A 14,326-nucleotide genomic window follows, 5' to 3' on the forward strand; every position below is an offset into this window, starting at 1 on the left:
AAAATCACAAAGTAGTTAATGAAAAGTTAATAAAAAGGTTTTCCGTCGTATATTCAGGATAAAAATTATTTTTGTTTATTAAATAACCATTAAACCTGCAGTAAATGAAGAAATTTCTCATTTTAACTACAATAGCGGCATTTGTGCTATTTCCCACTTCTCAATTTGCACAATCAAATAAGAAAAAATCTAAAAAAGACGAGTCGGCAGCTGCCCCGCCGGAGAAAAAACCGGAGTCAGCAATTAAAGACTACAGCAAGGTAATCACCAAAGACGCTATTTCTGATGACGGACTTTTTAAAGTACATAAAGTCGATAAAAAATACTATTTCGAGATTCCGAATAAATACCTGAACAAAGACATGCTTTTAGTGAGCAGGTTATCCAAACTGCCTTCTAATTTGGGTGGTGGTTATGTAAATGCAGGATCAGAAACTAATGAGCAACTAATTGTTTGGCAGCGTTTTCAGGATAAAATTCTCATCAAGTCAAAATCATACAACGCCGTTGCCAATGATACCTTACCAATCAGTATTTCGGTAAAAGCAAATAACTACGAACCTACTTTATTTGCTTTTGATATTGTAGCTTTTAGTAAAGATTCGGCCAACACTGTTGTGGATGTTACCAAATTTTACAGTACTGATGTTAAAGCTATCAGCGGAATATCGGCAGAAATGCGTGAAATGTATAAAGTAAAAGGACTTGATGATTCGAGAAGTTTTATTAACACCATCAAGAGTTTTCCGATGAATATCGAGGTAATTCAGGATATGACCTATAATGCTTCAAAACCATCGATGCTGGAAGATACGGAATCGATTAGTATTCAGATGAACCAGTCGATGATTTTATTGCCTGAAGTGCCAATGAAGCCGAGGCTGGCAGATCCAAGAGTAGGTTGGTTTACCGTAAGTCAGTACGATTATGGAAGTAATGAATTAAAATCTGATCTTAAAACCTACATTCGTCGTTGGAGATTGGAACCAAAAGATCCGGAAGCCTATGCAAGAGGAGAACTGGTTGAACCGGTAAAACCTATCGTTTACTATTTGGATCCTGCGACTCCTGAAAAATTACGAAAGTATATCAAACAAGGAATAGAAGAATGGCAGAAACCTTTTGAAGCAGCAGGATTTAAGAATGCAATTATCGCAAAAGATGCTCCGACAAAAGAAGAAGATCCTGATTTTAGTCCGGAAGATGTTCGATATTCTGTTGTTCGTTATGTTGCAAGTACCACGCGAAATGCAGTTGGTCCGAGTGTTTCAGATCCTAGAAGCGGTGAAATAATCGAAAGTGATGTGATTTGGTACCACAATCATTTACGTTCGTACAGAAACCGATATTTACTAGAAACCGGAGCAGCAAACCCAGCAGCCAGAACTTTACAAACCGGCGACGAAGAAATGGGAGAGATGATGCGTATGGTAATCGCTCACGAAGTGGGTCATGCTTTAGGTTTTCCGCATAATATGGGTGCAAGCTGCGCCTATGACGTAGAAAGTTACCGAAATGGTGATTTTACTCAGCAAAACGGAATTTCTGCCAGTATAATGGACTATGCGAGATACAATTATATCGCACAGCCGGGAGATAAAAATATTCGTTTTATTCGTAAAATGGGGGCTTACGATCACTATGCTTTAAACTGGGGATACAGAGTAATTCCAAATGCAAAATCTCCTCAGGACGAAAAAGCAACTTTGGACAAATGGATTTTGGACAAAGCTGGAAATCCTTTGTATAAATTTGGAAAACAAAGTAGTGCTTTTGACCCTACTTCGCAAACCGAAGATATTGGAAATAATTCAATGAAAGCGAGTACATATGGACTTAAAAATCTGGAATATGTGGCAGCCCATTTAAACGAATGGACGAGTAACGTGACCAATAATTATGAAGATCTGGACGAACTGTATAAAGAAATGCTGGACGTTTGGAGCCGATATGTAGGTCATGTGGTGACGAATGTTGGCGGAGTTTATGAAAATACTAAAAATCCAAATCAGGCAGGAAGTGTTTATGAAGTAGTACCAAAAGCGAAACAAATTGAAGCAATGAACTGGCTTCAGACCAATGCTTTTGCATCTCCAACATGGATTGTAAATGTGACAACTTTAAAGAATACGGATTTTGCAGGTTATGCAGAGAAATTCAGAAGCTTACAGGTGAGACAGTTAAATAGTTTGCTTAGTATTGGACGTATCGGCAGATTGGTTGATAATGAAATTCTTGGAGGGGATACATACAAGGCACTGGATTTATTAAGAGATACGCGAAAAGGAATCTGGAAAGAAGCCGCAACACCAGGAAATGTTACGATTTATAGAAGAAACCTGCAACGCGGCTATATTGATCGAATGGGAGCCTTAATGACAGAAGAAATAAAGCCATCTGACAGATCAACGGTGTATTATAATGTGGGACAATCTGATGTTAGAGCGCTGGTTCGCGGAGAATTGAATGCATTAAGAAGCACACTTTTAGCAGCAAAAGCAAGACCTGTAAATGTAGAAACCAAATACCATTACGAGGATTGCATTAAGAGAATTGACTTAATTCTTAATCCAAAATAAGAACTAAAAAAAGAGGCTTTTAAGCCTCTTTTTTTGTGAATAAGATTAGTTATTATCTTTTCTGTCTTTCATTTTTTCTTTTGCTTTCTCTCTTTTTTCGTCTTGTATAGAGGTCCATTTTTTGTACTGGTCAGCATTCAGTATTGATTTCATTTTGGCATCATTAGCCGTTTTTTCATCCGCCATTTGTTGTTTAAAAGCTGCTTTCTGCTCTGTAGTTAGTTTTGTACCATTATCTTTTCTGTTTTTACGGTCTTCTCTAAACTTTTCAGCGTTAGCACTTCTGTCAGCCAGAAGCTGTTTTATCTGAGTCTGCTGATTGGCATCTAAATTTAGTTCAGAAGTAAGTTTTTTTAACTGTCTGTCGTTGCGTTGTTCCGGAGTTAGTCGCTCTCTTTGTGGTTGAACAGACTGATCCGCTTCTTGTGCAAAACTCGCTATTCCAACGAATAAGAAAGCTGCGATAATTAATTTTTTCATGAGGTACGTTTTTTAATTGTTTATAGCATTTAGACTTTATAGGATAAAAGAGGTTTAACGAGATTGTTGTAATTATAGTTTATTTAACAAAACTAGCCGTGAAAAAGGTTTACGGTTTGGTCTTTAGTGTTTTAATAAAGGTTTTGTCAGTCTATGTTTTTTATCATGTTTTTGTAAGAAAAGGTTAATTAAATTTGTTTTCATAATAGAAAGAAGAGACACTTATCATCAGAATCAAAAAATGGAAGAATTATTTAGCAAAAAAAATAAAAACCGGGTTTTAAAAGCGGTAAACGGAGAGATGTCCTATCAGAAGTTAACTGCAGCAGAATGGCATCAGTTTGTTCAAAACTGGAATTATGATGATGGGATCGAACCTTTTGAGTGGATTGTCAAACAAAAAACACTTGATAAGGGAACAGTTCTTTGTTTGTATTGGCTGTTGCAGCCCGATTATTTTAGCAGGTTTAAAAGTGAAGATGAGGCAAGAGAAGATTTGTATTTCGAGCAATATAAATTGTTGAAGGAAATTGAAAGAAGGTATACAACAGGTTTTTATCAGGATGAGAATTTTTCCTTTGATCCCAAAGAAAGTTTTGTGGATGAAAATTCCAATCTCGAAGGTATTCCGTCTGAAATGTTGACTAAGACAAAAGGAGTAGCTTTCGAACGATTAGATATTGAGTTTGCTTTTTTAAGAAATCCAAACGAAAAAGAGCTGAAAACGATTACCAACCGTATAGCAGATGCCATAAAGATTATTCAGCTTTCAAAAACCGATTTTGTTTACGATAATACAGATGTAGCAGTAAGCGTCATTGTTGAAAGTGTCGAATACTGGAAAAACAATGAACTAGGGAAGATCAAAATTAAAAATTTGTCTTATTTATGGATGGATTGTATGCATAAAAAACACAATTGGGAGTGGATTGTCTGGGATTGGGAAACCGGAAATAATCTGGGCGTCACAAATAGTACAAAAGAGTTGACCTGTTTGGCAGATACGATTATCAATCATACCATAGACGGATTTCAACCTGCTTCGATCATTTCTGATTTGTACAAAGAGATGAAGGGAGTAAATAATTTTTATGATTTAAAGAGAGATCCTTACAGCGGAATTGGATTATTGTTTAGCACCGATCATTTGAAGTTTAGAGGATGACAAGCAGGAAGGATTTTTTTGCTAAAAAAGAGAGACGAATAGATCGTTTGGTTTTTCAAAGAGTAACATTTTACACGTATGGGATTAAGAAAAATTACAGTTGAAGAGAATGTTTATTGGTACAAAAGCGTTACTAAATATGCACTTGATACAGAAGCGGCAACATTTGAAATAACGATATTCTTGGAAGGACATAAACAAACTCCATTGAAAATCAGTTTTGTTACATGGGAAGATTTGTATGCTGGAAACCCTTTAAATACCGGAGTAGTGTTAACCAGAGTATTTGATAAAGAAACCGAAAGCGTCAATTTAAACAGGCCAAAATATATCAGAGAATGCATTTTATACGGATTGAAAAAGGGATGGAATGGTGGCAATAAAGTAGCAGTTATAGATGGTTTAGAGATTCTTAAAAGTTTAGGTTATGATGTTTTGGGTCTTTGCCCAAAAGACGGATTGGTTGTTGCACATGGAAAAGAATATTTAAAGTAAGTTGATTTTTCAGGATCAGAAGTTACTTCAGAAGAATTGTTTAATTTAGTAGAACAGGAGGTTAAAAATCTCAAAAATAGTAATCAAGATGAGTTTAAAGGATATAGTAAATACGAATAAAATAGCTTTTTTTTCCACACAGCCCTACGATAAAACGTTCTTCAATAAATATAATGAGTCGTTTGGTTTTGAATTGGATTTCTTTGAAACACAATTGAATCCTCAAACGGCTGCATTGATTGAAAAAGCATTGATTGTTTGTGTTTTTGTGAATGATATTGTCAACGAGGCTGTATTGAAGCAATTGGCAGAAAAAGGAGTGAAAATTATTGCTTTGCGTTGTGCGGGGTTTAATAATGTTGATTTGAATGCCGCTAAAAAGTACAATTTAAAAGTTTGCCGCGTTCCGGCTTATTCGCCTCAGGCTGTTGCGGAACATGCAATGGCGATGATTTTAACGCTGAACAGAAAAACACATAAAGCTTACAATAGAGTTCGGGAACAAAATTTTTCACTAAATGGTTTATTAGGATTTGATTTGTTTGGGAAGACAGTCGGAATCATTGGAACAGGGAATATCGGGAAAGCTTTTGCAAAGATTGCGATAGGATTTGGTTGTAAAGTTCTGGCGTATGATATCGTAACAAGCGCAGAAATGGAAAAAGACGGTGTTCGGTTTGTTTCGTTGGAAGAAATTTTCAAATCCAGTGATATTATCTCCTTACATTGTCCTTTAAACGATCAGACGAAACATATTGTTAACAAGGAGTCTATTATTTTAATGAAAGACAGCGTGATGATCATCAATACCAGCCGTGGAGCTTTGATTGAAACAGCGGCTGTTATCGAAGGTTTGAAAGAAGGTAAAATAGGCTATTTAGGAATTGATGTTTACGAACAGGAGGAGAAATTATTCTTTAGGGATCTTTCGGATGATATTATTCAGGACGATGCGATTCAGCGTTTGATGAGTTTTCCAAATGTATTGGTGACGGCACATCAGGCGTTTTTTACCAATGAAGCCCTAACACAGATCGCTTTGGTTACCTTTAACAATATAAAGTCTTTATTGACAGAGAATGATATTGAAAATAAAACTGCCTTGTTAGTTTAAATTGACAGACCCGACAGGTTTTCAAACCGAATCGTAAAAATTAAAAAAAGAGAAAACATGAAAAGAAAAATTTTAATGGCATTTGTAATTTTAGGAATGATTTCGTGCCAGAATAAAGAAAAAACAGAAAAAGAGAATGTTGTGGAGGCTATTGCAACTGACACCATAACAAAAACAGTAACCGGAACAGCAGCTGTGAGTGAGGCTCCTGTAAAAGACGATAAAACGGTAGAGTTAATCAGAAAGCAGCTTCTGGTGTTGCTGAAGAAAGATTTGCCAGCACTGACAAAAGAGGATAGGTTTTTTTATTATGATGCATTTGATTTGAATAATGATCAGAAAGAGGAGTATTTTGTAGGCTTCTCTAATTCCTATTTTTGTGGAAGTGGTGGCTGCTCAGGATACATTTTAAATAATGACGGAAGTCTGATTAATTCTTTTACAGTAACTGATTTTCCAATTTATGTAACCTCTTCAGTATCTGAAAAATTTTATAATCTAATAGCTGTAAGTGGAGGGAAATTTCATCTTCTAAAACTGAAAAACGGAAAATATCCGTCAAATCCATCTGTTCAGGAAGTTGTCAAAGAGGAGGCTACAAGAGAAAATGCAAAGGTTTTGGATATTGATGGAAAGAAATTGGAAAAGTATTCTTTTTAAAATCTTGTTAAACTAATTACTAATTTGTTAGTTGAAGTCCAAATAAAGCATATATTTGAATAATATTTACAAATAAACCCCTTAAGTGATGTTGTTAAACTTTAGAGTGTCAAATTTTCGTTCCATTAATGAAATGGTTGAATTGTCAATGATTCCTAGTGATTTAAAAAATCCAGTAAACGTAATCAAGAAGTCAAATCCAAATGCCATTAAAAATAAAAATTACTATGCTTTAACGTCTGCCGCTATTTATGGGCCAAATGCTAGTGGTAAGAGTAACATTATTAAAGCTTTATTCGATTTTAAATCTTTTGTAAAAAATTCAACAGACAAGAAACCAAATGAGTTCATAGAGTTATTTAATCCGTTTAAGTTAAATGACGTAAGTTTAAAAAAAGCATCTTTTTTTTCAATTGATTTACTAATCGAAAATACTTTATATGTTTATTCAGTTGAAGTCTTTAGAAATGAAGTTTTTAAAGAATCACTTTTTAGTTATCCAAAAGGATTGAAAGTTAAGGTGTTTGAAAGAAATCGCCAAGAATTTATAAAAGGAAATGGATATGAAGGAATTTTTGAAAATATAAAACAACGTACAAATGAGAATCAATTATTTTTAGGGAAGGCGGCATTAGAGAATGTTGATGTAGCAAAAGATTTTTATCAAAATTTCAGCAATATAATTGTTCTGACAACAGATAAATTACATTCCGATCAATTTAATGAAGTTTTTAGTAAAATTATGTTTGAAGATTTAGATGTTTGGGGCGGGATATTAAATTTATCCAAGTCATTGATTCAGAAAATTGACACACAAGTTGTAGATTTTGAAGAAAAAGAAGGTCGTATTAAAACATTTCATTTAAATAATCTAAGGGAAAAAATTGAATTTAATTTAGAAGATGAGTCTTCTGGAACACAGAGATTTATGGCGTTTGTGCCACTTATATTAAATGCTTTGATTGATGGTCATGTTTTAATTCTTGATGAATTTGAAAGAAGCTTGCATCCAGAAATTGCACAATATATATTAAGTTTATTTAATGATCCAGATGTTAATAAAAATGGAGCACAATTTATTTTTGCTACACATGATACTACTTTATTGAGTCCGGAAAATAATTTACGAAGAGATCAAATTAATTTAGTAGAGAAAAATTCAAAAGGAGAAACAGAATTATACAGTGTTTCAGATATTAAAGGAATCAGAGGAGAAGGGAATTTTGAAAAATGGTATATTGAAGGTCGATTTGGTGCAGTTCCCAATATTTCGAAGGAAACTTTTAGAGATGAATTGATTGATTCTATAAATTCAAACAATGGCTAAAAGATCTACTAATAGTTTTAAATTAAGAACGTTTAAATCTAAAATGTTAATTCTTTGCGAAGGATTGACGGAGAAAAATTATTTCAATGCTTTAAAAGAAGATTTGGGATTACCTAAAACTATTGCGGTTAATGTCTTTCAAAGTAATAAAGTTGATTGTAAAGGAGTTGTTGAAGAAGCAATAAAAAAAGCTAAAAGAGAAGGTTTTGAGGAGATTTTTGTGGTGTTTGATCATGATAATCAAGCAAAAAGAGATGAAGCTTTTAAATTAGCAACTGATAAAAATATAACAGTAATTTTCTCAAGTATTTGTTTTGAATTATGGTTCATATTTCATTATAAAAATTCAACAAAAGCTTTTAGTTCTGAAGCTGAGCTAGAAAAAGAACTAAAGAAATGTATAGGCATGGAAAATTATGAAAAAAATAATTTTAAACATTATTCGATTCTAAAAGATAAATTAGTTACTGCGAAGTCAAATGCAGAAAAAATTAGATCATCTGTAATTGATAATAATGAAGGTGTTGAGGTTTTTAATTTAAATCCTTTTACCAATGTTGATGAATTGGTTATCTATTTAGAAAATCAAATATAATAAAAAAAGAGCTTCAAATTGAGGCTCTTTTTTTATGCGCGTGAGAAGGGATTCGAACCCCTAACTTTGAAGCCACCCATTCGACATTTTGTAATAAAAATTGTGCTCACGCGGTCAAAGTTTTAAACACGCCGTTTTTTATTTTTTCCATAAGCTTTGATTTATTAAAGTAACAAGTTATACAATCATACAAAATGCCTAAACCCAATTTTACGTACAAAGTAATGTCATAACCTGTTATCAATGTAATTATCCAACAGATTAAATGAATATCTTAATATTTTTATCCTACCAATTCCACAAATTTAAATTCACCTTCAACAGCGACTTTAGTCAAACCGTGTTTTGATAAGTTTTTCATGGAAGCGTCCCATTTTTTACCGCTTAAATTAGCAGTAATTTTTAGTTGTTGAAGATCCATTTTATTTTCATTTCCTTTCAATAAATCAACGATAAATTTCTCTTCGTCTGATAATTCCACAGTCTGTTTTTTCTCTGGACGCATTTGCGGGAATAATAAAACTTCCTGGATTGACGCGTTATTGGTTAAATACATAATCAAACGGTCCATTCCAATACCCATTCCTGAAGTTGGAGGCATACCATATTCTAAAGCTCTTAAGAAATCCTCGTCGATGATACCGTTTGCTTCATCATCACCTTTTGCAGCCAGACGCATTTGGTCTTCAAAACGCTCGCGCTGATCAATTGGGTCGTTTAATTCAGAATAAGCATTCGCAATTTCTTTACCACAAACCATTAGTTCAAAACGTTCGGTTAAGTCTGGATTGTCGCGGTGTTCTTTACATAACGGAGACATTTCTTTTGGGTAATCCGTAATGAAAGTAGGCTGAATGTAATTTCCTTCACATTTTGCACCAAAGATTTCATCGATCAATTTTCCTTTCCCCATTGTTTTGTCAACTTCGATTCCCATTCCTTTTGCAGCTTCAAACAGTTCTTCTTCTGTTTTTCCTGAGATATCAAAACCGGTAAAATGTTTGATCGAATCCGTCATCGTAACACGGGCGTAAGGCGCTTTAAAGTTAATTTGGTGCTCACCAAAAGTAACTTCGCTTGTTCCGTTTACGGCAATCGCACAATGTTCCAGCAGGCCTTCTGCAAATTCCATCATCCAGTTGTAGTCTTTGTAGGCTACATATATTTCCATTGCGGTAAACTCAGGGTTATGTGTTCTGTCCATTCCTTCATTACGGAAGTTTCGGGAAAACTCATAAACACCTTCAAATCCACCAACAATTAATCTTTTTAAATACAATTCGTTTGCAATACGCATGTAAAGCGGAATATCAAGCGAATTATGGTGCGTGATAAAAGGTCTTGCCGAAGCACCACCGGGAATTGATTGTAAAACCGGTGTGTCAACCTCAAGATATCCAGCATCGTTAAAATAACCACGCATAGCGGTAAACAACTTGGTACGTTTGATAAACGTTTCTTTAACATGCTGGTTCACCGTTAGATCTACATAACGCATTCTGTAACGCAATTCAGCATCATTAAAAGCATCGTGTACATTTCCGTCCTCATCAACTTTTGGTAAAGGAAGCGGACGTAATGTTTTACTCAAAAAAGTAAACCCGCTCACACGAATACATTTTGCTCCAACTTGAGTCGTGAACAATTCGCCTTCGATACCAATAAAGTCTCCTAAATCGGTTAATTTTTTAAAAACCTGATTGTATAACGTTTTATCGTCACCTTCGCACAAAACATCGCGATTCACGTACAATTGAATACGCCCTTCGCTATCCTGCAATTCAGCAAAACAAGCTTTTCCCTGATCTCTCACACTCATCAAACGTCCCGCAACGATCACCTTCTTACCTTCTTCAAATGACTCCTTTATCTGCTTTGAAGTATGATTTACAGGAAAAAGATTAGCCGGATAAGGATTGATTCCTAAGTTGCGTAAGTTTTGAAGTTTTTCTCTTCGGATGATTTCTTGTTCTGATAATGCCATTTTGTGCTCTTTTTTAAGTGTGCAAAGATAAAGAAAAGAATGTAGATTTCAGAATGCTGATTTTAGATTTTTTGAAGCAGTAATTTTCAGGTTTTGAAGGTAGTTTTGTCCCGCTATCCACTTGTATCTTTTCTAAGGTTCTAAGATTCCAAGGTTCTAAGGTTCTAACAATCTAACAATCCAAGAATCCGATTAAACAATTCACGAAACTTCGTATCTTTGAGAAAAAATTAACCACAATGAAATTATATAAGTTACTCAGTTTTTCTTTTTTATTCGCTACTCTGGCAAGCTGTACTTTTACCGAAAATATTTATGTAAGTGATAACGGAACCGGAAAATTTTCTTTAGATATGGACGGCTCTGCTTTAATGGCAATGGCAGGAGATCAGATTGGAGATCAATTGGGAGCGAATAACAAAAAAAATATGGATTCTACTTTTACCTTCAAACAGCTGTTGGCGGATAAAGGGGAAAGTATTTCAAAATTATCTCCGGAAGTTCAAAGTGAAATAAAAAAAATAGAAGACCTTGTGGTTAATATTAAAGTGAATGAGGAGAAGAAAGAATTTCTGATGACATTTTCGGAAGACTTTAAAAAAGTAAATGACTTACATGACATATTACAATCGGTGAATACACTTCAAAAGCTGGTTGGAGGAGCAGATGCTTCAACACCCTTTGTAGGAGGTTTGGGAAACAACAACAGTAAAGTAAGTTTTAATTACGACGGAAAGAAGTTTACCCGTAAAGCGACAGTCGACAAACAAAAACAAGCCGAGAAAGTGAAAGATACGACAGCCGAAATGTCAAAAATGGTTTTTGCATCTTCTACTTATGTTTTAAAATACCATTTTCCAAAACGCATTAAAAAAGTATCAAATCCGACCGCTTTGTTTAGTGAAGACCGAAAAACAATTACAATTCAATACCCTTTCACGGATTATATGGAGAATCCTGACAAACTTAACTTTGATGTTGAGTTTGAAAAATAATTAAGATGAATAAAAAAATCCAACTTCAGGATTTAGGAAGCAGAGACTATAAATCGACCTGGGAATATCAGGAAGAACTGTTCAAAGATATAGTCGACCTAAAAATCAGAAACAGAAGAGAAGAGCTCGATCTGGAAACTCCCAATTATTTGTTGTTTGTAGAGCATCCGCACGTCTACACATTAGGCAAAAGCGGGGATTTTGAAAATTTACTCTTGAACGAAAAGCAGCTTGAGGCCAAAGGAGCTACCTTCTATAAAATCAATCGTGGTGGTGATATTACCTATCACGGACCGGGACAAATTGTAGGGTATCCAATTTTGGATTTGGAGAATTTCTTTACCGATATTCATAAGTACTTACGTTTTCTGGAAGAATCTATTATCCTCACTTTAGAAGAATATGGTCTAAAGTCCGGACGAAGTGACGGCGAAACAGGAGTCTGGCTAGACGTTGGAACTCCGTTTGCCAGAAAAATTTGTGCGCTTGGTGTTCGTGCGTCACGCTGGGTAACCATGCATGGATTTGCTTTAAATGTAAATGTCGATTTGGGTTACTTTGATAACATTATCCCATGCGGAATCCGTGGTAAAGGAGTTACTTCCTTACAGGTAGAGCTTGGTGTCGAAAAAGTTGATGAAGAAGAAGTAAAAGCGAAAATTATCAAACATTTAACCCATTTGTTTGAAGCGGAGTTTGTTTAAAAAAAGAGCTTTTGAAATATAAAATAGTATGATACATGCTGAAGAAAATAACAATTATAGAATTGCTGTTCCTTCAGCATTCGATACTGTTTTTTCACATTTTTATTTTGCAGAGAATAAAGGCAATATTCCTGTAACGAAAACATTATTGCCTACTTTTCAGACCATTCTGGTTTTTGTTTTTGGAGAAGGTGCTTCTTTAAAATCACAGCAAAATACAACTCTTGAAGTGCAGAAATCTGTTGTTTTAGGACCAATAAAACAAGCTTTTGAATACACTTTAAATCCTGATTCGGAGATTTTAGTTGCCAATTTTAAAGAAGATGCATTTTATAGATTTTTTGGAAATGCACTTCTTACTCATTCTTTACCTGTTGATCCCGACACTTTGATTGCCGAAAATTGTTTTGCCCTTTTATGGGAAGAACTTAACGAACGCTCTGATCCAAACGAACGTGTTGACCATATTTTAGAATTTTGCAAACCTTATTTGCGAGAACAACATGCCATGACTTCTCTTTTAACCGATTTTAGAGAAAAAAACATAGACCCTATAAAAGCAGTCGCATCAGAAACAAATCAATCAGAGCGAAATGTTCAGTTGAATCAAAAGAAGTTTTTTGGCTATACAATTAAAGAAATTAGTCGGTACGAGCGTTTTTTAAAAGCCGTTGAAGTAATTCAGAAAGATATTTTACGGGATTCTAAAACAGACTGGCTTGCTGTTGTAGAGCAATGCGGTTATTACGATCAGAGTCAGTTGATACATGATTTTAAACATTACATGAATATCTCTCCAACCAAATTTCTGAAATTTCAAAGCGATATCTGTAGTTCAAAGAAGCTTTAGAAGTCTGCTTTTCGTTTTCTTACAATTGTGATGAGGCCCTTGGATTTACATTTGTCATGTTCAATCTTAAAAAACAGAAAACATGAAAAATTTAATCGTTTACGCACATCCAAACACAGGAAGTTTAAATCACTTTTTCAAACAAATTATCACGGAAAATCTTGAAAAATCAGGGCAGGAAGTTATCGTGAGAGATTTAAACGCAATCAACTTTAATCCGGTTTTATCTTTGGCAGATATGAAGGGTCAGAGGGTAGGGGAAATTGCCGGGGAGGTTAAAATCGAACAGGATTTTATCGCATGGGCTGATCGCATTGTTTTTATATACCCAATTTGGTGGACAGGAATGCCCGCGATTATGAAAGGTTATATTGACCGCGTTTTTAGTTATGGATTTGCTTATCGATACGATCAGGGAATTCAGAAAGGTTTATTGACAGGGAAAAAGGCAATCATAATCAATTCGCACGGGAAATCAAATGCAGAATACGAATCAATAGGAATGGATAAAGCTTTAGCACTAACATCAGATATCGGAATTTTTAATTATTGCGGACTGGAGGTTCAGAAGCATTTTTATTTTGATAAAGCAGACAGAGTTTCTGACGAGAATGTTTCTGGATGGAGCAATCAGATTAAAGAAGTGTTTCAGGAAAAGATTTTATGCGTCTAATTTGTTATATTTCTGTTTTATAGCTGTTTAAGGCAATTTTTTGGAATTGTTGAAGTTATTTATAAAACCACTTTTTTCTAAAAACTAACCAATCATGCAAAATGTAATAACAGACCTGTCGCGATTTATGCAATTTAATGAAGCGGAAAGTATGGCCTTTAAAAACATACTAAAGCTAAAGAAAATCAAAAAAAATGAGCACCTTTTAGTCGAAGGAGAGGTGTGTAATTTCGGAGTTTTTATTGCGGAAGGTTGTATTCGTTACTATTACTCGCTTGATGGAGTAGAGTCTACCGGAAACTTCTTCTTTGAAAATGACTGGTATTCTGATTTTGAGAGTTTTCTTTACGGAAAGCCTTCATTGCTCAATATAGAAGCTCTGGAAGATTGTGTGTTGTATCTGGCGTACAAACATGATTTTGAAAAACTGGTTGCTGAATATCCTGTATTCAATTCCTTTTTGCGAATTATGATGGAAAGAACCATAAAAGGTCTAACCGGCAGAAATATGGCAATGTCTTTATTGTCACATGAAGAACGCTATTTACGATTTTTAAAGTACTGTCCCAAAGTGGTGGAGAGGGTTTCGTTAAAATACATTGCTAGTTATCTGGGAATTCAACCCGAAAGTTTAAGCCGAATCCGAACCAGAATTACATTGAACAGTAAATCTTAACTCAAGTCAATTTTTAAGAAAATTCCGCT

General features: G+C 34.6%; 14 protein-coding genes. 12 read left to right on the forward strand and 2 right to left on the reverse strand.

The features are described 5' to 3' along the window. Positions 1–104 precede the first annotated feature (104 nt). The gene (locus C245_RS0111220; RefSeq protein WP_017496694.1) at positions 105–2,579 is read left to right on the forward strand and encodes a zinc-dependent metalloprotease; all 2,475 of its coding nucleotides are present in this window, start codon (positions 105–107) and stop codon (positions 2,577–2,579) included. A gap of 45 nt (positions 2,580–2,624) precedes the next feature. Here the strand turns inward: C245_RS0111220 and C245_RS0111225 are convergent, their stop codons facing one another. Then, positions 2,625–3,059 carry a hypothetical protein gene (locus C245_RS0111225; protein ID WP_017496695.1) on the reverse strand — a complete coding sequence of 145 codons (435 nt, stop codon included), beginning with the start codon at positions 3,057–3,059 and terminating at the stop codon, positions 2,625–2,627. Between the two features lie 241 nt (positions 3,060–3,300). Between C245_RS0111225 and C245_RS0111230 the strand changes: the two genes are divergently transcribed. From C245_RS0111230 to C245_RS0111255, 6 genes are all read left to right on the forward strand, one after another. Further along, entirely contained in the window at positions 3,301–4,224 is a 924-nt protein-coding gene (locus C245_RS0111230) for a DUF4274 domain-containing protein (protein WP_017496696.1), read from the forward strand. A 78-nt stretch (positions 4,225–4,302) separates the two neighbouring features. Further along, positions 4,303–4,719, forward strand: coding sequence for a hypothetical protein (locus C245_RS23690; protein WP_017496697.1), 417 nt, complete (start codon positions 4,303–4,305; stop codon positions 4,717–4,719). An 88-nt stretch (positions 4,720–4,807) separates the two neighbouring features. After that, complete coding sequence (locus tag C245_RS0111240; RefSeq protein WP_017496698.1) at positions 4,808–5,833, forward strand: 2-hydroxyacid dehydrogenase; 1,026 nt, start codon at positions 4,808–4,810, stop codon at positions 5,831–5,833. Between the two features lie 57 nt (positions 5,834–5,890). After that, entirely contained in the window at positions 5,891–6,493 is a 603-nt protein-coding gene (locus C245_RS0111245; RefSeq protein ID WP_017496699.1) for a hypothetical protein, read from the forward strand. A gap of 148 nt (positions 6,494–6,641) precedes the next feature. Beyond that, positions 6,642–7,820 carry an ATP/GTP-binding protein gene (locus C245_RS0111250; protein WP_232424354.1) on the forward strand — a complete coding sequence of 393 codons (1,179 nt, stop codon included), beginning with the start codon at positions 6,642–6,644 and terminating at the stop codon, positions 7,818–7,820. Then, the gene (locus C245_RS0111255; RefSeq protein ID WP_017496701.1) at positions 7,813–8,415 is read left to right on the forward strand and encodes an RloB family protein; all 603 of its coding nucleotides are present in this window, start codon (positions 7,813–7,815) and stop codon (positions 8,413–8,415) included. Before C245_RS0111250 ends, C245_RS0111255 begins: the two co-directional genes overlap by 8 nt. A 283-nt stretch (positions 8,416–8,698) precedes the next feature. Here the strand turns inward: C245_RS0111255 and lysS are convergent, their stop codons facing one another. Then, positions 8,699–10,399: a lysine--tRNA ligase gene (gene lysS / locus C245_RS0111260; protein ID WP_017496702.1), complete on the reverse strand. Its 1,701-nt coding sequence runs from the start codon at positions 10,397–10,399 to the stop codon at positions 8,699–8,701. Positions 10,400–10,638: 239 nt separating this feature from the next. Here lysS and C245_RS0111265 point away from each other — a divergent pair, with 239 nt between their 5' ends. The 5 genes from C245_RS0111265 (at position 10,639) to C245_RS0111285 (ending at position 14,297) form a co-directional block, all read left to right on the forward strand. After that, positions 10,639–11,394, forward strand: a complete 756-nt coding sequence (locus tag C245_RS0111265) for a hypothetical protein (protein ID WP_017496703.1) — start codon at positions 10,639–10,641, stop codon at positions 11,392–11,394. A 5-nt stretch (positions 11,395–11,399) separates the two neighbouring features. Then, positions 11,400–12,098: a lipoyl(octanoyl) transferase LipB gene (gene lipB / locus C245_RS0111270; protein WP_017496704.1), complete on the forward strand. Its 699-nt coding sequence runs from the start codon at positions 11,400–11,402 to the stop codon at positions 12,096–12,098. A gap of 28 nt (positions 12,099–12,126) precedes the next feature. Beyond that, positions 12,127–12,948, forward strand: a complete 822-nt coding sequence (locus C245_RS0111275; RefSeq protein ID WP_017496705.1) for an AraC family transcriptional regulator — start codon at positions 12,127–12,129, stop codon at positions 12,946–12,948. A gap of 82 nt (positions 12,949–13,030) precedes the next feature. Then, the gene (locus C245_RS0111280) at positions 13,031–13,621 is read left to right on the forward strand and encodes an NAD(P)H-dependent oxidoreductase (RefSeq protein ID WP_017496706.1); all 591 of its coding nucleotides are present in this window, start codon (positions 13,031–13,033) and stop codon (positions 13,619–13,621) included. A 94-nt stretch (positions 13,622–13,715) separates the two neighbouring features. Then, positions 13,716–14,297: a Crp/Fnr family transcriptional regulator gene (locus tag C245_RS0111285; protein ID WP_017496707.1), complete on the forward strand. Its 582-nt coding sequence runs from the start codon at positions 13,716–13,718 to the stop codon at positions 14,295–14,297. Positions 14,298–14,326 lie beyond the last annotated feature (29 nt).

Origin of the sequence: Flavobacterium sp. WG21 (genome assembly GCF_000335775.1) — a bacterium.
Lineage (GTDB): Bacteria > Bacteroidota > Bacteroidia > Flavobacteriales > Flavobacteriaceae > Flavobacterium > Flavobacterium tructae.

What these genes read in the sequence shown, in the direction of transcription:
- C245_RS0111220 (WP_017496694.1), top strand. Translation starts at nt 105, where the DNA reads ATGAAGAAATTTCTCATTTTAACTACAATAGCGGCATTTGTGCTATTT.
- C245_RS0111225 (WP_017496695.1), bottom strand. Translation starts at nt 3,059, where the DNA reads ATGAAAAAATTAATTATCGCAGCTTTCTTATTCGTTGGAATAGCGAGT.
- C245_RS0111230 (WP_017496696.1), top strand. Translation starts at nt 3,301, where the DNA reads ATGGAAGAATTATTTAGCAAAAAAAATAAAAACCGGGTTTTAAAAGCG.
- C245_RS23690 (WP_017496697.1), top strand. Translation starts at nt 4,303, where the DNA reads ATGGGATTAAGAAAAATTACAGTTGAAGAGAATGTTTATTGGTACAAA.
- C245_RS0111240 (WP_017496698.1), top strand. Translation starts at nt 4,808, where the DNA reads ATGAGTTTAAAGGATATAGTAAATACGAATAAAATAGCTTTTTTTTCC.
- C245_RS0111245 (WP_017496699.1), top strand. Translation starts at nt 5,891, where the DNA reads ATGAAAAGAAAAATTTTAATGGCATTTGTAATTTTAGGAATGATTTCG.
- C245_RS0111250 (WP_232424354.1), top strand. Translation starts at nt 6,642, where the DNA reads ATGATTCCTAGTGATTTAAAAAATCCAGTAAACGTAATCAAGAAGTCA.
- C245_RS0111255 (WP_017496701.1), top strand. Translation starts at nt 7,813, where the DNA reads ATGGCTAAAAGATCTACTAATAGTTTTAAATTAAGAACGTTTAAATCT.
- lysS (WP_017496702.1), bottom strand. Translation starts at nt 10,399, where the DNA reads ATGGCATTATCAGAACAAGAAATCATCCGAAGAGAAAAACTTCAAAAC.
- C245_RS0111265 (WP_017496703.1), top strand. Translation starts at nt 10,639, where the DNA reads ATGAAATTATATAAGTTACTCAGTTTTTCTTTTTTATTCGCTACTCTG.
- lipB (WP_017496704.1), top strand. Translation starts at nt 11,400, where the DNA reads ATGAATAAAAAAATCCAACTTCAGGATTTAGGAAGCAGAGACTATAAA.
- C245_RS0111275 (WP_017496705.1), top strand. Translation starts at nt 12,127, where the DNA reads ATGATACATGCTGAAGAAAATAACAATTATAGAATTGCTGTTCCTTCA.
- C245_RS0111280 (WP_017496706.1), top strand. Translation starts at nt 13,031, where the DNA reads ATGAAAAATTTAATCGTTTACGCACATCCAAACACAGGAAGTTTAAAT.
- C245_RS0111285 (WP_017496707.1), top strand. Translation starts at nt 13,716, where the DNA reads ATGCAAAATGTAATAACAGACCTGTCGCGATTTATGCAATTTAATGAA.